Annotated in this window: 23 protein-coding genes; 10 read left to right on the top strand and 13 right to left on the bottom strand. The window is 42.9% G+C overall.

Annotated features, from left to right (window positions below):
- Positions 1-308: 308 nt before the first annotated feature.
- From AC58QD_RS23100 to AC58QD_RS23090, 3 genes are all read left to right on the top strand, one after another.
- Complete coding sequence (locus AC58QD_RS23100) at positions 309-746, top strand: NUDIX domain-containing protein (RefSeq protein ID WP_497337355.1); 438 nt, start codon at positions 309-311, stop codon at positions 744-746.
- A 16-nt stretch (positions 747-762) separates the two neighbouring features.
- A complete protein-coding gene (locus AC58QD_RS23095) occupies positions 763-2,040 on the top strand; it encodes a hypothetical protein (RefSeq protein WP_497337354.1) in 1,278 nt (425 codons plus the stop codon).
- Between the two features lie 247 nt (positions 2,041-2,287).
- Positions 2,288-2,803 (top strand): C40 family peptidase, encoded by a 516-nt coding sequence (locus AC58QD_RS23090; protein WP_497337353.1) that lies wholly within the window; start codon positions 2,288-2,290, stop codon positions 2,801-2,803.
- 37 nt (positions 2,804-2,840) lie between these two features.
- Here AC58QD_RS23090 and AC58QD_RS23085 read toward each other — a convergent pair whose 3' ends face one another.
- The 10 genes from AC58QD_RS23085 to AC58QD_RS23040 form a co-directional block, all read right to left on the bottom strand.
- Entirely contained in the window at positions 2,841-3,287 is a 447-nt protein-coding gene (locus AC58QD_RS23085; RefSeq protein ID WP_497337352.1) for a hypothetical protein, read from the bottom strand.
- Positions 3,288-3,643: 356 nt separating this feature from the next.
- Positions 3,644-4,816 carry a stalk domain-containing protein gene (locus AC58QD_RS23080; RefSeq protein WP_497337351.1) on the bottom strand — a complete coding sequence of 391 codons (1,173 nt, stop codon included), beginning with the start codon at positions 4,814-4,816 and terminating at the stop codon, positions 3,644-3,646.
- Positions 4,817-4,884: 68 nt separating this feature from the next.
- Positions 4,885-6,129, bottom strand: coding sequence for a S41 family peptidase (locus AC58QD_RS23075; RefSeq protein WP_497337366.1), 1,245 nt, complete (start codon positions 6,127-6,129; stop codon positions 4,885-4,887).
- 269 nt (positions 6,130-6,398) lie between these two features.
- A complete protein-coding gene (locus AC58QD_RS23070) occupies positions 6,399-7,769 on the bottom strand; it encodes a beta-barrel domain-containing protein (RefSeq protein ID WP_497337350.1) in 1,371 nt (456 codons plus the stop codon).
- A gap of 27 nt (positions 7,770-7,796) precedes the next feature.
- Entirely contained in the window at positions 7,797-10,004 is a 2,208-nt protein-coding gene (locus AC58QD_RS23065; protein ID WP_497337349.1) for a peptidase domain-containing ABC transporter, read from the bottom strand.
- Between the two features lie 748 nt (positions 10,005-10,752).
- Entirely contained in the window at positions 10,753-10,998 is a 246-nt protein-coding gene (locus tag AC58QD_RS23060) for a hypothetical protein (protein ID WP_497337348.1), read from the bottom strand.
- Positions 10,995-11,261 carry a hypothetical protein gene (locus AC58QD_RS23055; protein WP_497337347.1) on the bottom strand — a complete coding sequence of 89 codons (267 nt, stop codon included), beginning with the start codon at positions 11,259-11,261 and terminating at the stop codon, positions 10,995-10,997. Before AC58QD_RS23055 ends, AC58QD_RS23060 begins: the two co-directional genes overlap by 4 nt.
- The gene (locus AC58QD_RS23050) at positions 11,261-11,500 is read right to left on the bottom strand and encodes a hypothetical protein (RefSeq protein WP_497337346.1); all 240 of its coding nucleotides are present in this window, start codon (positions 11,498-11,500) and stop codon (positions 11,261-11,263) included. The genes AC58QD_RS23055 and AC58QD_RS23050 overlap by 1 nt, the downstream gene beginning before the upstream one ends.
- Before the next feature lie 163 nt (positions 11,501-11,663).
- Positions 11,664-12,488, bottom strand: coding sequence for a helix-turn-helix transcriptional regulator (locus AC58QD_RS23045; RefSeq protein ID WP_497337345.1), 825 nt, complete (start codon positions 12,486-12,488; stop codon positions 11,664-11,666).
- Positions 12,489-12,511: 23 nt separating this feature from the next.
- A complete protein-coding gene (locus AC58QD_RS23040; RefSeq protein WP_497337344.1) occupies positions 12,512-13,312 on the bottom strand; it encodes an HAD family hydrolase in 801 nt (266 codons plus the stop codon).
- 308 nt (positions 13,313-13,620) lie between these two features.
- Here AC58QD_RS23040 and AC58QD_RS23035 point away from each other — a divergent pair, with 308 nt between their 5' ends.
- The 6 genes from AC58QD_RS23035 (at position 13,621) to AC58QD_RS23010 (ending at position 18,219) form a co-directional block, all read left to right on the top strand.
- Positions 13,621-14,697 carry a sulfate ABC transporter substrate-binding protein gene (locus tag AC58QD_RS23035; protein ID WP_497337343.1) on the top strand — a complete coding sequence of 359 codons (1,077 nt, stop codon included), beginning with the start codon at positions 13,621-13,623 and terminating at the stop codon, positions 14,695-14,697.
- 75 nt (positions 14,698-14,772) lie between these two features.
- Complete coding sequence (gene cysT, locus AC58QD_RS23030) at positions 14,773-15,609, top strand: sulfate ABC transporter permease subunit CysT (RefSeq protein WP_497337342.1); 837 nt, start codon at positions 14,773-14,775, stop codon at positions 15,607-15,609.
- Between the two features lie 21 nt (positions 15,610-15,630).
- Positions 15,631-16,518, top strand: coding sequence for a sulfate ABC transporter permease subunit CysW (gene cysW / locus AC58QD_RS23025; RefSeq protein WP_497337341.1), 888 nt, complete (start codon positions 15,631-15,633; stop codon positions 16,516-16,518).
- Positions 16,519-16,523: 5 nt separating this feature from the next.
- A complete protein-coding gene (locus AC58QD_RS23020) occupies positions 16,524-17,585 on the top strand; it encodes a sulfate/molybdate ABC transporter ATP-binding protein (RefSeq protein ID WP_497337340.1) in 1,062 nt (353 codons plus the stop codon).
- A 24-nt stretch (positions 17,586-17,609) separates the two neighbouring features.
- A complete protein-coding gene (locus AC58QD_RS23015; RefSeq protein WP_497337365.1) occupies positions 17,610-17,816 on the top strand; it encodes a YezD family protein in 207 nt (68 codons plus the stop codon).
- Positions 17,817-17,925: 109 nt separating this feature from the next.
- A complete protein-coding gene (locus AC58QD_RS23010; RefSeq protein WP_497337339.1) occupies positions 17,926-18,219 on the top strand; it encodes a hypothetical protein in 294 nt (97 codons plus the stop codon).
- A 48-nt stretch (positions 18,220-18,267) separates the two neighbouring features.
- Here the strand turns inward: AC58QD_RS23010 and AC58QD_RS23005 are convergent, their stop codons facing one another.
- From AC58QD_RS23005 to AC58QD_RS22995, 3 genes are all read right to left on the bottom strand, one after another.
- Positions 18,268-18,555 carry a hypothetical protein gene (locus AC58QD_RS23005; RefSeq protein ID WP_497337338.1) on the bottom strand — a complete coding sequence of 96 codons (288 nt, stop codon included), beginning with the start codon at positions 18,553-18,555 and terminating at the stop codon, positions 18,268-18,270.
- Positions 18,556-18,637: 82 nt separating this feature from the next.
- Positions 18,638-18,937, bottom strand: coding sequence for a DUF3055 domain-containing protein (locus tag AC58QD_RS23000; protein WP_497337337.1), 300 nt, complete (start codon positions 18,935-18,937; stop codon positions 18,638-18,640).
- A gap of 110 nt (positions 18,938-19,047) precedes the next feature.
- Positions 19,048-19,938 carry a cation diffusion facilitator family transporter gene (locus AC58QD_RS22995; protein ID WP_497337336.1) on the bottom strand — a complete coding sequence of 297 codons (891 nt, stop codon included), beginning with the start codon at positions 19,936-19,938 and terminating at the stop codon, positions 19,048-19,050.
- A gap of 353 nt (positions 19,939-20,291) precedes the next feature.
- Here AC58QD_RS22995 and AC58QD_RS22990 point away from each other — a divergent pair, with 353 nt between their 5' ends.
- The gene (locus AC58QD_RS22990) at positions 20,292-21,314 is read left to right on the top strand and encodes an HRDC domain-containing protein (protein ID WP_497337335.1); all 1,023 of its coding nucleotides are present in this window, start codon (positions 20,292-20,294) and stop codon (positions 21,312-21,314) included.
- Positions 21,315-21,409 lie beyond the last annotated feature (95 nt).

Genomic DNA, 21,409 nt, shown 5'->3' with positions numbered 1-21,409 from the left:
TCCTGCACATATTTTACGGCCTCTCGTTTAAAGGTCTCATTATACCTTTGTCTCTTGTCGCCCATCGTTAACACCTCTCGGTTTTGGTATATTCATTATCTGTTTACCGAGGTATGGGTGTCCACTTTTTATTCTAGGTGCAAAACCTGCTTTAGAAAATTCTCTGGACGTTCATTAACATTAAAATATCTTGCATCCTAGCAGAAACATAAGATAATACAAGTATACAGTGATTTCCAGTTTACCTATTACAAACGGCATTCGAGTCAATACAGCCTAAGAATTAGTCTCGATTCAGGAGGGATAACATGAACAGGGAACAGGATCCGATGTTGAAGGTAACGGCTTATATCACGCGGGTCAGAAACAATAGAAAGCAGCTGCTTGTTTTCGTAGAACAAGGCTTTGAACATCTGGGCTATCAAGTGCCTGGAGGTACCGTTGAAGAGGATGAAATGCTGCTCGACGCCTTGAATCGGGAGCTGCAGGAAGAGGCGGGGCTAGTACCGGCTAACATTATCCTGTTAGGTGAGCATACGTATTCCTCCACTTCCAATGGCCGTAATATCCTACGGTATTATTACCAAATGGAGGCCGAATGTGAGGAACATTTTACACATATTGTACAAAGTAATGACGAAGATAATGGATGGATTTACCACTACTCCTGGGTTAATTTGGACGAGTTGCAACAATTGCATGGATACTTAGGGGTTCATCTTCACCGGCTTGACTCTTCATTATAAATCAGGAGGATTTGAATTGAATAATTATGTGAAATATTTTTTCAATTGCCGATTGAGTCAGGTTACGAGTTACATGAATTATAAGAAATATCCGATCGACTTTATGTTTTATTGTTGTCTGATGAATTCCGATGATATATACAACCAAGCGGTGGGGGAGAAGAAACGGATCTGGCAATGTAACTTCCCCCTCAAAGGTGACAACCTGACACGATTCGGGTTTGTGGAAACTCGACAATCCTTCGGTGATTTTCAAGAGGCGCGTCCGTTTATTCATCAAATTCTACAGCAAGAAGAGGCTGCCTTTATCTCGGTAGATGCCTTCTATCTGAAGAGCCGCAATCAACTTATTCATTCTGGACATTCCATCATGCTTTTCGATTACAAAGAGACGGAGCAAGGTGGTTTGTATTGGGTTCAGGATTTCAGCCCTGATTATTGCGGATATTTGGAGGCAGAGGCAATAGAGGAAATGTTTGATAGTCCAGTTATGAAGTATAGATCTGTCAGTTCATTTGCCTTTGATTCGGATAAAATGCAGAACAATTTCCAACTGGTGCAAAGTGAATTAGATCCATTGCTGGATGCTTACTCCGACAAATTCTCCTTGTATGATGGCTTCTTAAGAGATATCCAGCAGTATGATAATTCGGTTATCGATTGTTATGATCAGGCTTTTACCCTCATTAGCGGGTCGAGGCTATTATTCAACAAATTTCTGTTGAGGATTCACGGGGATGAGGAGTTAAGCGCGAGGTTGCAGAGGTCCAGCGACATTGCGCTGCGAATCAAGTACCTCTTGTTGAATGCTAAGCTTACTGGCGCCTATGATACACCGCAGTTGTTAGAGTTATGTGAGCTGTTGAGAAGCAATGAGAGCATCATGATCGATAGATTGAAGACACGGAAAGCTGATCTACTGGCGAAGCTTGACGATTATCGTCTGGAAGAAACGATACCTACTCCGCTTTTGGATGATGTACATGCAAATGCGCAAGCCTCTGAATCCAACTCGGTTGTCAGGGCTAGATTGCAGGAATTCCTCACAGCATACTTAAAAGCAACCGACAGGCAAGAGATCGTGCACTTCCTGCTCCCAGGGTTTCAACCTGAGCTGTTGAGCAGGGAATTTGAATTTATCATCATCGAAGAATTCAGCATAATGAATGATGTGGCTCATATTACGCTGCTTATCCGTGATTTGAGCACGAAGTGGACGGTACCTCAGAAATGGCGGGTTGGATTCGATCATACCGAGAGAGGGATTGTAATTAAGTCTCTGGATTTGTTATAAGAAATGGATAGTAATTCCACATCTTTCGTTCAGCCACATCCTTCGATGTGGTCTTTTTGTTGTCAAGTAGATTTAACTAGCAAATTCTCATTATATTCTCATATAAGCCATTTTTCCCATACCCACTAAAGGATTGATTGAATCATGGTAAATGATGGCGTTTTTACTTATGGTATGGTAAATATGGGCGCAACGCTCATGATAGATTACTAGGTTGTTCAACACAACGTACTTAAAGGAGGAAGTTATGATCAACACGAAGAAGAACCGCATCGGGAAAACATTAGTGGTACTAAGTCTCAGCCTCTCATTCGCTTTCTCAGGAAGCATGCTCATACCGCCAAAAGCCGCTCAGGCCGCAACAGAAACTATAACAACCTCTTCCGTTGCAAGCAACGTGATAGCTACAGGAAAAAGATATCTTGGAACTCGGTACCAATTTGGAGCGAAAACAGGTAATACAAGCTCATTCGATTGCTCGTCCTTTACTCAATTCGTCTTTAAGCAGAATGGGATTTCAATCCCTCGTTCCTCGAGACAACAAGCTACAGTAGGCACCTTCGTACCTAAGAGTCAACTAAGAGCGGGAGACCTGGTTTTCTCAGACACGAACCGTGATGGAGTTATCAATCATGTGGCCATTTATATGGGCAACAATAAAATTCTTCACACGTACAAAGTTGGAGTGGGTGTTAAAATCTCTACTTTTAAAGGCAGCACTTGGGACAAGACCCACGTTACCGCACGTCGCGTAATTCGATAATTTGGAAATGCTCGGCCTTATTGGGCCGGGCTTTTTTTTACAATTCCTTCTCGAGGACCTGTATATTATTGCCTTGAGCCCATTGTATGATGGCAAGATGAGCTTGCTCACGCTCTGAGTGGACAATAGAAAGGGTATCCTGCTGTTTGCGACGTTTACCGGCCATGTATTCCAAATAAATTCGAGAAGGACTATAGACTATGCGCTTAATTCGACTCGGCACAATTTGTTTGCCATTTAAAAGTAACATTTCTGGTTCAAGCTGCAAAACACGGATCTTACGCATGTCTTTCCACTGGAAAGCACATACTAGCATTAACATGATAACAACGGAGGAATGAAGGATCGAGTATGAGACATTAGCTTTCATTATTTCAGCGATTGCAGGTGCAGCGTTAGCGATTATGAAGACAGGTGCGATCAGATAGAGGAACACACGGTTTCTAATAGAACGATACGAGAATTTTGTCGGGGCCAAGTTCATGGGCAACTAACTCCCTTTGCGGTATCTTCTTTCGTTAATAATCCAAATGAGAACAGTCACAATGGAACCAGTAAATATGACTCTCGGTGTTATCTCAAATAATCTGCTTGTACTTAACTCTGTTCCCCTTATAGTTTGATATAACATACTACCCAGTACACTACCTATTGCTGCAACGATAACAGTTATTATCAAGTAAAAAACAAGACCTCTACGTCTGACATTCTTCCAGTTTTCAATTTCCCTCTTGTTCATGGTATCCTCTCATAATCAGAGTCATTATCGGCTTATATTTGACTTAGAAAAAACCGAAAAGCTCTATACTAGAGCCTTTCGGCTAATAAAAGCAATCGTATTTATTTCACGGCTTCAGTCGAAATGACGTCATCCTTGAACATTTTCCAAGCTCCATCCGTTTGTTTACGCAGAACCAGAACCCCGTCCACCAATGTATTATTAAAAGCCGGGCCAGATACTTTCGAGATTTTTTCAGTGAATCGTACGGTTACCGTATTATCTTTGGACTGAATGATAGTTACATTTGAAAGCTCGAATTTAAGGTCAAAAGCAGCAGCCAAATATTTGGAAGTGGTCATCACATTCTCAAGATTGGGGAACTCAGGGTCATACAGCTTGAGAAGGGCATCGAAGTTTTCTTTTTCACTATAAACACGAATATTCTCCACCAGCTCCAGGATTACCTTCCGGTCTGATTCTGAAATAGCGGGCTTCTCATCCTTATACTTGTCTTCATTCAGAAAATTTGTTTTGTTGATTGAAGAACCTGAGATTTTCCACGAACCGTTTATTTTATGTAACTGATAGTGGGTAATGGACCGATTATTCTTAAATTCTGGGCCGTCAATTTTGTTTACGGTCAAATCTACGACTGCTGTTGCTGAATCATCTTTAACATCTTGAACACTTACACTATTCAATTCGTAGTCCAATTTAAAGAGAGTGAATATTTGTTTCATCATAGCCGCGCTTGCTTCCAGGTTTTGAGCGGTTTCATCAATGGCGGACATCGCACCTAATAAATCCTCGGATTCTGTATACATAACGTTATCAGCGACAAAGGTTTTAATATTTGCCTCAGCACTAGCAATTCGAATGGTTTTTGTATATCCGTCCCAGTTTACATCCTTTCCGGATGCTTCTCCAACGAATCGTAATGGAACAACGGTTGAATCATTGACGATGCTAGGAGCTTGTGCAAGCTTGAACGATTGACCATTGATGGTCGCTTGGTCGTTACCAATTTGCAGTTCTACCTTAAGGTCGGATTTGCTCCCGGTTACTGTGCGTGTCTCCTCGTTCCAGCCAATGGTTAAACCTAATTTTTCGAATATCGGTCGGAACTGTACCAATGTTGTACCATCCTGAATGGTTGGAGGTACCTCGAATGATAACTGCGTACCATCTACAAGCACTTTTACTTCCGCATTCGTCTCTGCTGCAAGTGCTGGTGAGGCCGATACTGTAATTAATCCTACCGCCAATACTGCCGTTAGCCACTTCTTCTTCATCTCATTTGCTCCTACTCGCCATTCAGCGTTTAATATTTATAGGCACCCCGCACGTTCATAGTCACGTGTTAAGGGTTTGCTATCAGTGTCAGACCGTTGCTGTGTTCTTCTATTAGAAGGGATGGAAAGTGTTGACGGAATTCCTCTATGTTAAGGTAAGCCTTTCCTTCTCTTAGGAACATTCGAGTATTGTCGGGTGAGAAGGAGATGGACACGCCTTTTCGCACGATTAATACACTGCGTGTGGATTCCTGCCAAGTTACACTTGCATCGATTAGCCCTGACAACAACCTGGCTGGCGCGTAGAGACTGCCGTTCATATGGATGATTTGTGTTTGACGAGGCCATTCTGCTCCATTCAAAGACTCTGCCAACTTGCTAACGAAGAATGTCATGACGTTTGATCCAGCCAGCTTCACAGCGCGAAGCAGCGTTTCTATCCCTCCATCTGCTTGTATATCTGGAATAATTCCACGATTATTGACGGGTGATCCGTTTGGTGTTACATACTCCTTAGTCGTTATCTTCAAGAAGCCTTTGCCGCTTAAGAGTGGGAACATTTCCTGCACGACTCCTTTGCCGTAAGTTGTCTGTCCGAGTATAGTAGCGGCTTTGCGGTCTTGAAGGGCTCCAGCCAACACTTCCGACGCACTGGCAGTCCGTTCATTTACCAATACGTATAAAGGGTAAGGTGCTTTCCTTCCGCCCTGAATAGTGGTTTCCCAGTCGCCGGATCTGGTTCTGGTTTTCATTAAAATTCCGCCTTCAAGAAAATTAGAGGCAATTCGTCGAGCTGTTTCCAGGTAACCGCCTCCGTTGTCCCTGAGATCCAATATCAGCGACTTTATTCCTTGGGATTCTAGCAGCTTCAAAGCTTCTTCGAATGGTTTGTCTGCATCGGCAGTGAAACCTAATAGACGAACATATCCAATACCATCTGTTAACAACGAAGACCGAACAGGAGAGAAGTGAACATTCTCGTATGCAAGAGGTGTTAATATCTCTTCGTTTCCACGAATGATTGAAAGAGTAACAGGATCTCCGGATTGTTTGTCCCGGCCGTCAAGACGCTTTAGTAATTGATCGGAAGATCCGATTTCCTCGTTGACAGCTACGATTCTATCTCCTGATACAATCCCGTTTCGATCGGCAGGTGATCCTGGCTCCACTCGTGTAATATACAAATTTCCTTCTTCATCCTTACGAAACTCAATTCCTAGCGCATTCCCATCACCATTCACAGCGTTCAGAAATTTCTGGCTCTCCGCATTAGTGAAATATTGTGTATAAGGATCTCCGATGGATTCAATCATGTGGTCCACATTTATCTCTTTACTATCAAATTCAGGGGAACTAATGTGTAGCGTTTGTAATAGGTTACGGACTTCTGTTGTCCATTCGAACGATGGAGTTTCTTCACCAGAAGTTGATGTGGGGAGTGCGCATAGTAACTGAGCGCAGAGTAGTGTGACAAGTATCCTTCTCACTTTAGTAGTAATCCATTTCGTAGTCTGAATTTTATTAATCATCCAGCTTTCAATTCCTCCATGTCAATCATTTTTATGTATTTCTCATTTCCCGCCTATTCTTTTAAATCGATTTTTCGAAGGAGGTAGAACAGAATTTTCTCGCTTTTGGTAATTACATAGGCCTCGCTGGCCATACCTACCTTGACTTCACCTGGTTCGCCTTTTTTATTGTACAAAGGGCGATTCTCAATGTCGGCTTCAACCGTATAGTAGCTTTCCCCACTTTGACGGTCAATGGTCGCATCTGCACCGATCTTACGAATGTAACCGAATAATTCGCCATAGTCTTTATAAGGCAGGGCAGAGAAGTGATATTTGATTCGATCTCCTACTCTAATGTCGGCGATGTCTTTATTCTGGAGCATCAAGTTGACGGAGTAGACACCATTGTGTTCTGGTACTATGGTCATCACATCTGCTCCAGCTTGTAGCAAGTCGCCTTTATTGATGTCAGTAATTACATTGATGATTCCAGATATTGGCGCCGTTATTATGCGATCTTGCATGCTAATATCGAGTTTCAATAACTGATTATTAAGCTTCCGTATCTGATCTTGACCGGTCTGAATCGCTTCGTTAAGCTCTACATAGGATTTGGCGAGTGAGAGTCTCAGCTCTTCTAATTGACGTCGATTAGAAGATATTCCAGTACGCAGCTTTAATATAGAATCGTTCAGATAGCTTTCAAGATTGGTCGTGATTTCTTCAAGAGGTTTTTTTAGAACCGGAGTTTCACCTTGAGTGGCAACAGCTTGACGAAACTCTTCTGCTGCTTTCTGCTTCTGAAACATCAGCTTGGTGACATTTAACTCATATTCTCTGTACTTGTTGAAATACTCCGACCCTGTTTCCGCAAATAGATTGCGACCCAGAACAATGGAATCTGCCAAGCGTTCATCCTGGTTTATCTCGTTCTCTAATATTGATATTTTTTGCAAAGCTGATTTAAGTTGATAATGGAGGCGCTGACGGACAGAGTTGTCCTGGAGGTAATCCAGATCGTTCGTGCCTTCAATAAATGAATTTCCATCCTGAATAAGTTGCTCCTTAAAATGGACAATAGATGCAAGCTCTGAATCCAAACGCTTCGTTTCAGCAGTTAATGTTTCTTTTTCCAATGCTAGATCTTCACTTGCGATAGTAAAAAGAACCTGTCCTTCTAGTACCCGTTGTCCAGCTTTGAATTGTACAGAATCTACTTTACCGATCACTTTGTTTTTGACCGTACTTAACTTTTCATTAGGACGTACTATACCGTGAGCTTTTACGGTAATATCCAGTTCTCCGTAGTAGGTCCAGAATAATGCGACCACAATGATGATACCTAGTAGTGCCAGAAATATTGTAATGAAAGGGCGTGTTCTGCTCTCTAGTAACTCACGACTATCTGACATTTCATTTATGTTTCTTACTATAGCTCTCATACTCGTATCTCCGTATTCAAAGTGCAATTATAAAGCAGGTACGAATTCTACAGATTGTTGCAGGGCTGCTAAACCAGGTAATTGATCTTTCCATAATTCGAAATATTTCCCTCTTTGTTGCATCAGTTCATCATGCGAACCAGCTTCAATAATTGCTCCATCGGCCATTACGAATATTCGATCACAGCGCATTATGGTGCTCAGTCGATGAGCGATAATAATGGCGGTAACATCTCCGTAGCTATCAATTGTTTCTGAAATGGCCTTCTCCGTAGTGGAATCCAGGTTGCTAGTTGCCTCATCCATAATCAGGATGTCCGGTTTTCTTATTATTGCTCGTGCAATGGCTAAGCGTTGTTTCTGACCGCCAGACAAGTTCGATCCATTTTCTTCAAGCATTGTGTTGTAGCGTAGTGGAAGCTCATTGATGAAGTCATGTACTTTAGCCATCTTACAAGCTTCTACCATGACTTCCATATCCACAGTCTCATTAGCGCCTAATGAAAGATTATCGCGAATTGTCCCGCTGAAAAAGAATGTATCCTGGGGGATGTAAGCAATTCTGGACCTCAATGTATCCATATTAATATCTTGAATGTTATTGCCGTTAAACAAGATTTGGCCTTTCTCTGCTTGGTAGAAGTTCATAAGCAACTTGATAAGGGTGGTTTTACCTGAACCACTTTCCCCGACAAAGGCGATTTTCTCACCATAACCAACCGAGAATTGAATGTTCTTCAACACCAGATGCCTTGTGCCATAGCGAAAATCAAGGTTATATACATCGATCTGTCCTTTGATGGAGGAGGGATTCATCTTTCGGTCTTCATCGTCAGCTTTTTCTGTGTCTAAATCGAGAATTTCTCCAAGTCGATCAGCAGCAACAACAGCTGTCTGAATGGTGGACTGCAAGTTAATCAGATTCTGAATGGGATCGAGAAAATAAGCGAGGAGAGCGTTGAAGGTGATAAGCTGACCGATTGTCATTTCTCCTTGCAGCACCTGATACGCGCCGACCCATAAGATAACAACTCCACCGGCCGCTTGAACAAATCCTTTGATCGACCCTTGAATGTTATTCATTAAACCGAAACGAAACACTGTACGAAGAAGCGTGACAAACTTCTTCTCTGTCTCATAACCAGCCTGTGACTCTGCATTGTAGGCTTTGACTGTTTCTATTCCATTAATGGACTCCACAACGTAGGAAGTTAATGCTGCGTTCTGTTCCATCTGTTTGCGATTCATTTGTTCGAATGGTTTGCGGAAAGCCCATACAAGCACCAGATAGATAGGTACTAGAATGATGGTGACACCGAACAGAACGGCGCTTTGCGCGTATAGAATGATCCCGCCTATTACAGCCATAAGCACATCAATCATAATCGTCAAGGTTGCGTTGGATATGGCATCTCGGACTTTGGAAGCATCTAGCAAACGCGATATGATTTCTCCCGTCTTGCGGGTACCGAAGAAATTCATCGGCAACTGGAGCACATGGTGGTAGTAACCCAGTATAAGCGAAATGTCCAGCTTCTGGCTGAGATAGAGAAGCATATGGCTGCGAAAGGCATTCAAGATCGTCTTGAAGGCATAAAGTGCAATAATTCCGATGGATAGAATGTGAAGTGTTTTTTGCATTCCATAAGGCAGGATTTCGTCGAGTAGAAACTTGAAATAGAATGCTCCAAGAATGCCTAGTAACGTATATAGGATGGAGGCGAAAAAGATACCTCCTAACAATCGCTTTTGGGGAATCAATAAATGAAAGAAACGTGCAAACAAACCTTTAGTCTGATCTCCTTTTTGAAAAGTGGGAGAGGGGACCATAAGGATTAATATTCCGGTCCATATTTTGAAGAAGTCTTCAGGTGTGTACTTGACTATGCCTTTTGCTGGATCGGATATGATTACTTGTTTCTTCGTGATCCGATGGATGACAACATAGTGGAGCAGAGATTGATCTATGATGACATGGGCGATAGCCGGGAGCGGGAATTCGCTGAAAAATGCTTCCTGATCGCCTTTGACACCTTTGGTGGTAAAGCCAAGTTTTTCGGCAGCTTTGACAAGTCCGTAAGCATTGGTACCTTGTTTGTCAGTGCCGGCAATTTCACGAATATGAGATATGGGAGTCTTGAGTCCATGGTGTTTGGAGATCGTGGCAAGACAAGCTGCTCCGCAATCTTTCATGTCGTGTTGTTTGACCGTAATATATTTCCTAATAAATATCACATTACACGTCCTGATTCTTATCATTTTCAACGTTCTTTTTTGTAAAGTAAACAATCCCAACTGCTACAATTATGCCAATAATTATCATTGCGAAATTCACTAAATCAGAAGAAAAGAAAGATGGAGATAAGTAACTTATTGCTAGAGAAGAAAAAACAAATAGTTCGAAGTAAAAAAAAGCCACATATATAATTCTCTTTTTTTGAAAATACAAATATACGAGTAAAAGGAACACTAAATAATTGTACAATGAGAGGGTATCTGTGTTATAACGCTGGAGTAATACTATAAAACCTATTATGAAATTAACAATTATCAGAGAAATAACATAGTGCATCTTACTAAACAAATTCATCAATCTCTCCTTAAAACTGGATATTATGACAATAAGTAACGCCATATTGATTGATGCTACTTTATTTGTTCGATTCATCTTAATAAGAGGTTCCTACAGTATACCCACCCCAAACTGCGCCTGAAACCCCTGCGGCAAGAACAACTAATGCAGGTACTTGCAACTGCTAGCAATGTCCCTGCAAATATTGCAGCGCCTTCAAATAGCTGTTCCCAATTAACACCACCGTCAATACTCATCAATTCATTAAGAGATAATTCATTCAGATTTACCGTAGATATCGTTTTTTCACTCCCTTCATTCTAAATGTTAATGTTATATATTTCATAATATTTCATCATTAAATAGGACTGGCTAATGTACACCAGCCCTATTTAATTGCTATCCAAACCTTTAAGGTGTTGGTGCAAACGTTCCAAGTGTCATTCCTATTCCAGCACTTGCCATCATCGAATCTCTCATAACACTATCAAAATCATTAGTAGACGCTGTTCCAGTAAATCTTCCTACTACATAGGCGGTCATACCTACTGGTATTCCAACCATTAACCCAATAACCCCCCCGGCCAATGCTCCTAGTAAACCGTCACCCTCAACTTCAATTAAATCTTTATCATTTAACTCAACGAATTTAGTCATGATTTATCTCCTTTCCTAGGTAAGAAATATATTATAAAACCTATCTTTGCATATTTGTATAATTCATTATTATCAAGTTCTGGCCAATAATTTACCAAAATGAAATCTATAAGTATTACCACCAGAATTGTTAAAATAATTGTTACTATTACACCAATTTTTTTTACTATTCGTTTTCTTATATGAAATTTGCTTTCAACAAAGAAATCCAAAAACAATAAAATCACAGTAACAATCACAAGATTGATTAATGTAGAAATCATTAGTGCGTAGCATCCCAAATTTGATCTCCAGCCCAAGCCCCTGCCATTCCGCCAACTACAAATCCGACACGAGCACCAACAGCCCCACCAATAGGGCCTCCGATTGCTGTTCCTACTGCTCCTCCAAGTGCACCCATTCCACCAGCAAAGGCGTAATAAGCTACTTCTGACCAGAATCCTCCACCATCAATCGCCAATAATTCTTCTTGAGAAATTTTATTAAAACCTACTGTATTCATGATTCTTTCCTCCCGAAAAATTTATTTATTTTATATAATCTTAAACAGATATAAAAGAAAACCCTGGGTAAATGTACATATTCTTTTATAAACTTTTTAAGTTATATACTCATACTAAACTACTATTTATCAATAAATGTGTATATATCCCAAATAGGACATATCATACAAAAAATTTCCTGATGAATTGCCCCTTGTCATAGATGCCTGTTTTTGCATACACTCTCTTAAGCATATTCCTCACTGTTCCTTCTGTTATTCCCATCGATGTTGCTATCTGTAAGGTACTCTGATTTTGCAGCCACCTGTAGCCAACTTCTTTCTCCCGAACGGATAGACTGTACGCATCGAATAATTCTAATATCTTTTTTTGTTTGATTTTAGGATTGAGATTTTGCAACTTTTTCTCGATTACACGGATTGCCCTTTCAAGAAGCGGGACAGCGAAAGTAACGTCAATATCACTTTTGAATGAGAGATCTAAATAACCGACTATGCTGTCGCCATTCTTAATCGGAAAACAGATGCAGGTCCAGTCTTTAAAAAGATCCAATGTATGTTCTGTTCCCTTTAAAACAACAGTCGAATGTAACAACATAGCCATTGAGATTGCATTGATCCCTCCGCAATCTAAAGCAAATAGTGTCCCCAAGCCAATGTTGATGTTCTCAAGTAATTGTAAAGAAGGGTTGAAACCAACTGCGTCCAACATCATTCCGTCTGCATCTGTCAAAATGAAGAAATGTGGTGTACAAAGTTGTTCATGAAGTGATCGAATCTCTTCATTCGTTTGTGAAATAAACGTGGAATAATCCGTTACTTTCTGTTTCGCTATTTCCAAAGGAACTCGTACGATGAGTCGGTGAGTATCGGGACTAATACCAGAAGCGGCAAATGAATCATTCCATTGTTGAATTTGTTCTCTACTGATGTCTGAGAGGTCGGTCCAAGAGCGTTTAATATTTGATATATTGGTAAAGAAACTCATACTTTATCCTCCCGTCAATTAATTTATTCCTCGAAATTTCCGCAAAGGCAATTTATAACTATTGCACACCCATAAAAAGTTAGTATCATTAGTTGCATGTATTTAGGGAGCAGCATTGATGTCGGAGATATACGGATATAAGATTGTCCAATCTTGCCCATCCAAGCTCGCCGTTTCTCGGACACTATCATCGGATATTTCACATAACTCAGCACGGGAAGATCATGCTTGGAATCAGCGATAGCAATTGTTGTATCGGCCGCATATTGGCTAACCTTGTTTAGTTTGAAATCGGTTAGCTCACTTAAATCTACCTGCGAACCGTAACGGCTCTTAACAACTTTCAAACAATAGTAGGGAACACCGAAGTGTTGAGCGACTTGACGAACGACGGGTTCGAAATTAGTAGACAACAATACAATGTCAATCCCCAGGTGTTTAAATTGATTAACAATATTAGAGGTGGGGGAGATTAGCTTCGGTTTCAGCACTTCTTCGAAAAAGGCAACCGCGTGACGCTCCAACTCATCAGGTGTAAAACCTGAATACCTGCGATAAAAGGCTTGCTGGAATCGATCTCTGTTGAAGTAATACAGTATCAAGTAAAAAGGAGCCCAGAACAGAGCAAATCGAGCTATTAATAAGTAATATTGTAAGCTATGCCTCAATCGAACCCCTTTTCGTTTCATTAAATAAAAATAAAATTCCGTAATATTCGTGCGGACTAACGTATTATCAACATCAATTACAGCTGTTCTCGGACCTTCTAGTAACCATTTTCTTAAAAGTGCAGACCCGAACCGTTCCTCAGTCTCATCAGACATGCTCTCACCTTCTAATCTAGGCCTATCGACATTGGGCTTTTATCCTACCATTTACAGAAGTTACCATAACATGTTTGTCGAAGTCTCGGGAAAAATGTCGAATCGTAATGTAAATTTTTAGGGATATACTTCAAAAAATCATATTGACACATATTGTGAGCGGTGCTAATATACTCAATATCAGAGTAAGTTTATCGGAATAATTGAGTTTGTCTACCGGACAGCCGGAGCCCGCTTAAAGTAGCATGATAAACGATGAACTGACAGTGATTTATAACAATTACTTATGAAAAGGGAGAGTTATTATTATGAAACAAACAAATGTGCTCCGGTATCTAAGCAAGACGTCCTTACTTAGTTTAATCGTACTTACGATGGTTACTCTTACAGCATGCGGAGGAGGAGCTACAGAAAAGACAACCGCTAATGCTAGTGGCGGAGCTAAACTCCCGAATGTAGAACTGCTCAATGTATCCTACGATCCTACACGTGAACTATATCAGGAATTTAATAAAGCTTTCTCGAAATTCTGGTTAGAGAAGAAGAATCAGACCGTTACCTTCAAGCAATCACACGGGGGCTCGGGTAAGCAAGGAAGATCTGTGATAGATGGATTAGAAGCAGATGTGGTCACATTAGCTCTTGCCTATGACATTGATGCTATTCAAGAGAAGGATCTGATCCAGAAGGACTGGCAAAGTAAGCTGAAGAACAACAGCTCACCCTATACCTCAACGATCGTATTTCTTGTGAAGAAAGGGAACCCGAAAGGCATTAAGGACTGGGACGATCTGATCAAACCAGGCGTTCAAGTCATTACACCGAATCCAAAGACATCGGGTGGCGCTCGTTGGAACTACTTAGCAGCTTATGGATACGCGTATAACAAGAATGGTAAAGACGATGCGAAGGCAAAGGATTTCCTGCAAAAGCTGTTCAAGAACGTGCCAGTGCTTGACTCCGGTGCACGCGACTCGACAACTACATTCGTACAACGCGGCATTGGCGACGTATTGCTAGCATGGGAGAATGAAGCATTCCTATCGATCAATGAATTCGGCAAAGACAAATTCGAAATTATAAATCCATCCGTTAGTATTCTGGCTGAACCCCCAGTAGCAGTTGTCGATAAGGTAGTCGACAAGAAAGGCACTCGTGAAGTGGCAACAGCATACCTGGAGTATCTGTACACCGAAGAAGGGCAGAACATAGCGGCCAAGAACTACTACCGTCCACGTCTGGAAGCAGTAGCTAAGAAATATGAATCCCAATTTGCCAAGATCAATATGTTCACCATTGACGATCCAATCTTCGGCGGCTGGCAAAAAGCGCAAAAAACACACTTTGCTGACGGCGGCGTATTCGATCAAATTTACAAACCATAAATGATGGAATGGAATTCCGTCGAACGTTCTCAATAGGGCGTTCGGCGTAAATCCTATAGCGGGGAGACAGGTTAGATGGCGAAGGGTTGGAAAAAGCGCAGTATTATACCCGGATTCGGACTTTCGATGGGTTTTACTGTTATGTATTTAAGTTTGATCGTCCTTTTCCCATTGTCAGCTATTTTTATCAAAACTTCGGGTATGGGTTGGGAGAAGTTTTGGCAAACAGTGACGGATCCAAGAGTCGTAGCTTCCTATAAGATTAGCTTTGGAACTGCAATTGGAGCGGGAGTAATCAATACGATATTTGGGTTTATTGTAGCTTGGGTGCTCGTGAGATACACCTTTCCTGGCAAAAAATTAATTGATGCCTTGGTTGACTTGCCTTTTGCATTGCCAACAGCAGTGGCTGGTATCGCTTTAACGACAATCTATTCGCAGAATGGCTGGGTCGGTCGCTTGTTGGAACCGCTTGGCATCAAGATTGCATTTACACCGCTCGGTATCATGTTGGCTCTGACGTTTATAGGAATTCCATTCGTAGTAAGGACGTTGCAGCCGGTTATTGAGGAGCTGGAGAAAGAAGTAGAGGAAGCGGCGGTCAGTCTTGGTGCGAGGAGATGGAGAACGTTCTGGAAAGTAATCTTTCCTGAATTGCTTCCTGCTATCATTACAGGGTTCACTCTTGCTTTTGCCCGGGCAGTTGGCGAATATGGTTCCGTTGTATTTATATCTGGAAATATGCCCATGAAGACGGAAATTGCTCCGTTGCTCATTATGACGAAGCTGGAGCAATACGATTACGCTGGAGCGACTGCAATTGCGATGGTCATGCTTATTATTTCCTTCCTCTTGTTGTTTGTTATTAATTTCCTGCAATGGCGGTCGAATCGACATGCCACATCGTTGTAGCAGAGGAGGGGGAATAATTACATGGCTGGATACGTGACGACAGCACCAACGAAAGGCCCTGGTACAGGTTCAAGACCTCAACACATTAACGAATCTCGCTTTGTCCGAATTGTGTTAATCACAATTGCTCTTTTGTTTCTTGGCTTTTTATTAATCCTTCCTCTAGTCAGTATATTCGCGGAAGCGTTCCGCAAAGGTGCGGAAGTGTATTTCGCCGCATTGGTAGAAGAGGACGCAGCTTCCTCCATTCGGCTGACCTTAACCGTTGCAGCTATAACGGTTCCTGCCAATCTGATCTTTGGGATAGCGGCAGCTTGGGTCATTACGAAGTTCAGTTTCAAAGGCAAGAACTTACTATTAACGCTTATTGACTTGCCATTTGCCGTATCTCCCGTCATTGCTGGTCTGATCTATGTGCTATTATTCGGTGCTCAAGGGTGGTTCGGTCCTTGGCTGCAGGATAATGATATCAAGATTATTTTTGCCTTGCCTGGTATCGTCTTAGCCACGATCTTCGTGACCTTTCCATTCGTAGCGAGAGAGCTGATTCCGCTCATGCAAGCCCAAGGCGCACAGGAAGAGGAAGCGGCCGTAACGCTTGGTGCCAAAGGATGGAGAATATTCTGGAAAGTGACCATGCCCAATATCAAATGGGGGTTGCTGTACGGGATTATCTTGTGTAATGCAAGAGCGATGGGTGAGTTCGGAGCAGTCTCCGTCGTTTCCGGCCACATACGCGGATCAACGAATACGATGCCGCTGCACATTCAGATTGTGTATAACGAGTATAATTTCGCAGGGGCGTTCGCTATCGCTTCGCTCTTGGTATTACTAGCTGTCGTGACATTAGTCGTAAAAAGTATTATCGAATGGAAATTTCAGACGCATCGCAGTCAGGAAGGGGAATAAGCCGCATGCATATCGTAGCCGAACACTTGACCAAAAGCTTTGGCAGCTTCCAAGCGACAAAGGACGTTAGCTTCGAGATCGAAAAAGGGAAGTTAATCGGGCTTCTAGGCCCGAGTGGAGGAGGTAAAACAACTATTCTCCGGATGCTTGCGGGACTCGAACAGCCTGATTCAGGAAATATCCTTTTTCATGGAAAAAAAGTGAACGACCTGCCTCCGCAAGAAAGGGGAATCGGGTTCGTGTTCCAGAACTATGCCCTGTTCCGACATATGAATGTGTTTGATAACATAGCTTTCGGACTTACGGTGCAGAAGAGAACGAAAGCACGGATCCAAGAGCGTGTATCCGAATTGATTGAGCTGACTGGACTGAAGGGATTGGAGAAACGTCTTCCTTCTCAGCTTTCGGGAGGTCAGCGTCAGCGAGTAGCTTTTGCCAGAGCCATCGCGCCTGAGCCTCAGCTTTTGCTATTGGATGAACCCTTCGCAGCCATAGATGCCAAGGTTCGTAAAGAGCTTCGCACCTGGTTGAAGGAAATGATTGATCGGGTTGGAATTACTACGATCTTCGTTACCCATGATCAGGAGGAAGCAGTAGAGGTTGCGGACCAATTAATGATCATCAATAACGGCCGATTGGAGCAGCAAGGATCGCCCATTCATATTTATAAACAGCCCCAGACCCCTTTTGTAGCAGGGTTCATAGGGGAGTCTAATCAGGTGTCTGATCCATCCAAGTTGAAAGGCTTCGAGCTGCTCGAAATAGCGAATGCGAAAGCAATGGTCAGACCTGAGTTTCTGGAAATTGGATATCAAGCAGAAATTTCTTTACTGTCCGCAGCAGAAGATGGAATCGTTCGAAACATCTTCTTCCGCGGCACTAGCTGGCAAGTAGAAGTTCAGGTGGGAGGAAGCCGTCTGTTCGGCTATCGATCATTGGAATTGCCGACTCTAGACCCGGGAGACGCAGTCAAAGTACTTATTCATCGCATTTATTTATTCAATGATACCGAGAATGCGACTCAGGAGAATAGATTGAAATTCGACCCCATGCCGGTCCACATATAAATGTGAAAATAGGAGGGAACGATGATGGCAAAGCCGCTCGAAATTGATGAGTATTGGACAGAACGCATTATTCAAAGTGTCAATGGTCTGGAATATGGTACTGTACAAATTGTTGTGCATGATGGAAGAATCGTACAAATTGAGCGAACGGAGCGTAAACGATTCGAAGCGGAAGCCTCTTCTGCGAGAAAATCCAAAGGCTCACAAGAAACTTTGAATAATAAAGGATAGCAGCGTCAACCGGATCGCCGGAGACTTTCTGCAGCCTGATCTGCTCAACGGAGCAGCAGGAGGCAGGAAGTTTTTTTATACAGAAAATGCACTGGAGGAGGACATAACTATGCTGGAAGTTGACGTGGCTGAGGTACCGGATTACAAGTTTGTAACTTATTGTTTTGAGCAATATGGGCTGAACAAGGGCATCTACAATACGATTGATGACTGGCTGTATGAATATGGGTTCATGCATATAGTGGAGCGGAGGAGAATGATTATCGCTTTTCTGGAGTCGGTACAAGAGGGACATAAACGCAAACCTTTTCTGAAATTCGGAAAAGGCGGCCTGACGAAACAATTATTTGATTTCATTTGCAAATTCAAGCTCGATTCTAATAAAAATCCGCTTCCGATCTAATCAGGTCGGCAGCGGATTTTAGTTCGTTATGTGAGCAGCTGGAGCTGATTACTCGTCATTCGTATCGTGCTCGCCTGGGTAACCCCCGCGATCCAGCCCCTCATGGAGTGCGCGGTTCTCATAGGTGAATTGGTTAGGCGGCCGTTGATCCTTGCGCCACGGAGTGCTCTTCCCTAAAGACTCGGAAGGGATACTCATTCCATAGGCGCCCTCTGGGAATTCTTCCGCTATCAGATCATTGCGCTGAGATTCTACTGTGGCCAGATCGGTATACCGATCTCTGTCTTCCTCAAGAAAACCTTCCGTATCGTGCTTGGGATTGTGTGATTTGGGCATTATTGATTATTCACCTCATTGCTGCGGGAGTTTATATTCTTTCCCATTGTCCCACAGCAGCAGAAGGAATATGTATGGACTTCTAAATGTCCGTAAAATGCACCATCCCTACAACCTCTATCAGAAACGTTCTCAACTCTTCCGCTTGCTCCTCGTCGAGCTTATAAATATGCTCCAGATAACCTGTATCCTCCAGATCATCGGGTCCAATTATCGCCGTTCGCCCGGATTGAATATCGATGACAAGCTTCTTCCCGAAGAAACGGTTCGTTGATGTGATGGCCAGATCGAAGCGCTGCAAGGACTGACCGACAAAACAGACAAAGCGGGTAATCGTATCTTCAGAATGATCGTATAAAAAGTCAAATTCAGTAGCTGACATGGAAATCCTCCTAAAAAACATACATGATGGCATTATGATAAGCATCTCTGATTATACAGGAAGCGGCTCAGATCGGCAAAAGCAAGATTGTACCGCAAGTCTGTTGTTCTTTACTCCTTATACCATGGATTGATATGAATGAGTACTTCATCTACTTGGGAGTCGGCATCTATAACGGCCTTCTTGATTTTACGGCTAATATCATGACCTTCCTGAATGGTAAGCTGACCGGAAATGCCGACCCTTGCATCAACCAGAATGTAATGGCCGTGTTCGCGTGCGCGTAGGCGGTCGATTCGTTTCACTTCGGGGATCGCGAGAATTACATCAGCATATTTATCTATTTGCTCTTGTTTGACCGCTTTTTCCATAAGTACATCAATGGACTCTACTCCCATCTGATAGGCAAGCTTGAGCACTAATAAAGCAACGATAATCCCTGAAGCAGGGTCGCCATAGGCGAGGTATGTGTAGTCGTACTTTTCACCGATGAGCGCAAGACCTATACCAATGACTGCTGCGAGCGATGCGTAAACGTCTGCCAGGTGATCATAAGCGGTAGCCAACAAGCTTTTACTATTCACGTTCTTGCCTACCCTTAGTGTATACACATAAAGCACTTGCTTCCACACTAATGAGATAAAAGCTGCAATCAAGGCGATGAAGTGAGCTTCAGGAGCGGGTCCGAATAAGGCTACAACGGAATGGTACCCAATCCAGACTGCTGCCAAGGCCAAAATAATGGCTACGATACTTGCACTAACTACCTCGGCTTTTCCATGCCCGTACGGATGATCATCATCAGCAGGCTGACTGGATATTCGCATCGCTCCAAAAGCTGCAACCGAAGCGATAACATCTCCGGCATTATGAATGCCGTCAGCAATTAATACTTGACTTCGAAAGACGATACCTACAATAATTTTGATACACGTAAGAAGGATGTTACTTATGAGACTGATCCATATCGCGATCCATGATTGCTTGTTACCTGCTTGCACAAATTGTTCCCCCCGCCAGTTTTATTTCCCTAAGGAAACAAAAATCCCTCAACCTTCCCGGTTGAGGGATCTCACTAATTCACAACTATTACATTTATTTGGAAGTTTGTATGTACTCATCTAGTATTCCGCCAATCTTTATTCACAGTGATCATTTCAAACTGTAACACAGCCAAATATATAATGCAATAAAAGGAGATCTCAACAGATTCATCTACTTGTAAGAGTTGGGGAATTGTGGTATATTCGTAGTAATCATTTTACAGGGGAAGCACCTCTTTCTACGTGACGTAGGAGGGGTGCTTTTTGCTGTCCAGTGACAAAAATATTAGCCTATGGGAGGCAGATGCTTAGTGAATTTGGTGTTTTTGAACAGCTTTGAGAAACGACTGGAGGAGGATCGGATTGCGACGGCTCAAGTATCAATTTCGGAACAAGGGGGAGAATGGTCGGTTGAGTGGATGGAGATGGGATCAGATGGAATTGCGGTAAGGGACACCTGGTTCAGCGGCATGAGCTGGAAGGAGATGATACAGAGCTTTCGGAACCGGATTCAAAACAAGCGAAGCGAGGGGTACATCGCTCTGGTCGAGATGTGCAATGAGAGCTCCATCCTGCCTGGAGGTAAGGCCAGAACGCTGCAAATGATGCACTACTACAGTGAATTGAACAGTAGAGACGAATTGTTCCAGGAGCTTCGCGTCTGGAGGAATGAGCAAGCGAGCAAAGAGAGCAAATCTCCGTTTATTCTGGCATCCAACCGTATGCTGCGAATGATCAGTGCTTTTTTACCTCAGACCATTGAAGAACTAAGGCAAATACCTGGTTTTGGTGAATACAAGACCGGTTTATACGGCGAACCGCTGCTGCGTATGACGGCTTCCTATACAAGGAACACTGCTTTCCCCTTGAGCTGGGTTGCAGAACATATTGATGCTTCCGGGTTCGAGGATTGGGCTAGACAGCAATGGGATCTACGAGCGAAGAATGAAGCAGAACGCAGAGAAACGAAGCTTAAGCTGCTGGAAGGGATAGCGGAAGGGTTCGACCTGGAAGGGCTGCAGCAGCGGCTGAATCTCCCTTCTCGCGAGCTGATGACTAGGATCGAGGAGCTGGACAAGGAGGGGTACGACATGGAGCCGCTAATTGAGCCAGCGCTAAGAGACTTGCCGCAGCAGAAAAAAGACGATGCCTGGTTAGCCTTCTCCGAAGCAGGAGACCGTTTCCTCAAACCAATTGTGAAGCGGCTTTACGGTGAAGATCAAGAACTGGCGGGTGCTCAATTGGAGAAGACCTATGAATGGCTGCGGCTGCTCCGCTTACGTTTCCGGCGTCAGGGTGCTGAGGCAACGAAGCTTACGGCATTGACAATCTGATTTCCTCTTCCTGCAAGAGCATCAAGCGAATCGAACCCCTTTCCTGTCCTCCGAAATACCATTCGTACACACGCAAACTGCCTGCAACCAAGGTT

It is taken from the genome of Paenibacillus sp. J2R1T-4, assembly GCF_059692235.1.
The sequence above is the reverse complement of the archived record's forward strand: the minus strand, read 5'-3'. Positions and strand labels throughout refer to the sequence as shown.

Excerpts from the sequence above, each read along its gene's own strand:
- AC58QD_RS23100 (WP_497337355.1), top strand. The coding sequence starts at position 309 with ATGAACAGGGAACAGGATCCGATGTTGAAGGTAACGGCTTATATCACG.
- AC58QD_RS23090 (WP_497337353.1), top strand. The coding sequence starts at position 2,288 with ATGATCAACACGAAGAAGAACCGCATCGGGAAAACATTAGTGGTACTA.
- AC58QD_RS23085 (WP_497337352.1), bottom strand. The coding sequence starts at position 3,287 with ATGAACTTGGCCCCGACAAAATTCTCGTATCGTTCTATTAGAAACCGT.
- AC58QD_RS23080 (WP_497337351.1), bottom strand. The coding sequence starts at position 4,816 with ATGAAGAAGAAGTGGCTAACGGCAGTATTGGCGGTAGGATTAATTACA.
- AC58QD_RS23075 (WP_497337366.1), bottom strand. The coding sequence starts at position 6,129 with ATGATTGAATCCATCGGAGATCCTTATACACAATATTTCACTAATGCG.
- AC58QD_RS23070 (WP_497337350.1), bottom strand. The coding sequence starts at position 7,769 with ATGAGAGCTATAGTAAGAAACATAAATGAAATGTCAGATAGTCGTGAG.
- AC58QD_RS23060 (WP_497337348.1), bottom strand. The coding sequence starts at position 10,998 with ATGACTAAATTCGTTGAGTTAAATGATAAAGATTTAATTGAAGTTGAG.
- AC58QD_RS23055 (WP_497337347.1), bottom strand. The coding sequence starts at position 11,261 with ATGATTTCTACATTAATCAATCTTGTGATTGTTACTGTGATTTTATTG.
- AC58QD_RS23050 (WP_497337346.1), bottom strand. The coding sequence starts at position 11,500 with ATGAATACAGTAGGTTTTAATAAAATTTCTCAAGAAGAATTATTGGCG.
- AC58QD_RS23045 (WP_497337345.1), bottom strand. The coding sequence starts at position 12,488 with ATGAGTTTCTTTACCAATATATCAAATATTAAACGCTCTTGGACCGAC.
- AC58QD_RS23040 (WP_497337344.1), bottom strand. The coding sequence starts at position 13,312 with ATGTCTGATGAGACTGAGGAACGGTTCGGGTCTGCACTTTTAAGAAAA.
- AC58QD_RS23035 (WP_497337343.1), top strand. The coding sequence starts at position 13,621 with ATGAAACAAACAAATGTGCTCCGGTATCTAAGCAAGACGTCCTTACTT.
- cysT (WP_497337342.1), top strand. The coding sequence starts at position 14,773 with ATGGCGAAGGGTTGGAAAAAGCGCAGTATTATACCCGGATTCGGACTT.
- cysW (WP_497337341.1), top strand. The coding sequence starts at position 15,631 with ATGGCTGGATACGTGACGACAGCACCAACGAAAGGCCCTGGTACAGGT.
- AC58QD_RS23020 (WP_497337340.1), top strand. The coding sequence starts at position 16,524 with ATGCATATCGTAGCCGAACACTTGACCAAAAGCTTTGGCAGCTTCCAA.
- AC58QD_RS23015 (WP_497337365.1), top strand. The coding sequence starts at position 17,610 with ATGGCAAAGCCGCTCGAAATTGATGAGTATTGGACAGAACGCATTATT.
- AC58QD_RS23010 (WP_497337339.1), top strand. The coding sequence starts at position 17,926 with ATGCTGGAAGTTGACGTGGCTGAGGTACCGGATTACAAGTTTGTAACT.
- AC58QD_RS23005 (WP_497337338.1), bottom strand. The coding sequence starts at position 18,555 with ATGCCCAAATCACACAATCCCAAGCACGATACGGAAGGTTTTCTTGAG.
- AC58QD_RS23000 (WP_497337337.1), bottom strand. The coding sequence starts at position 18,937 with ATGTCAGCTACTGAATTTGACTTTTTATACGATCATTCTGAAGATACG.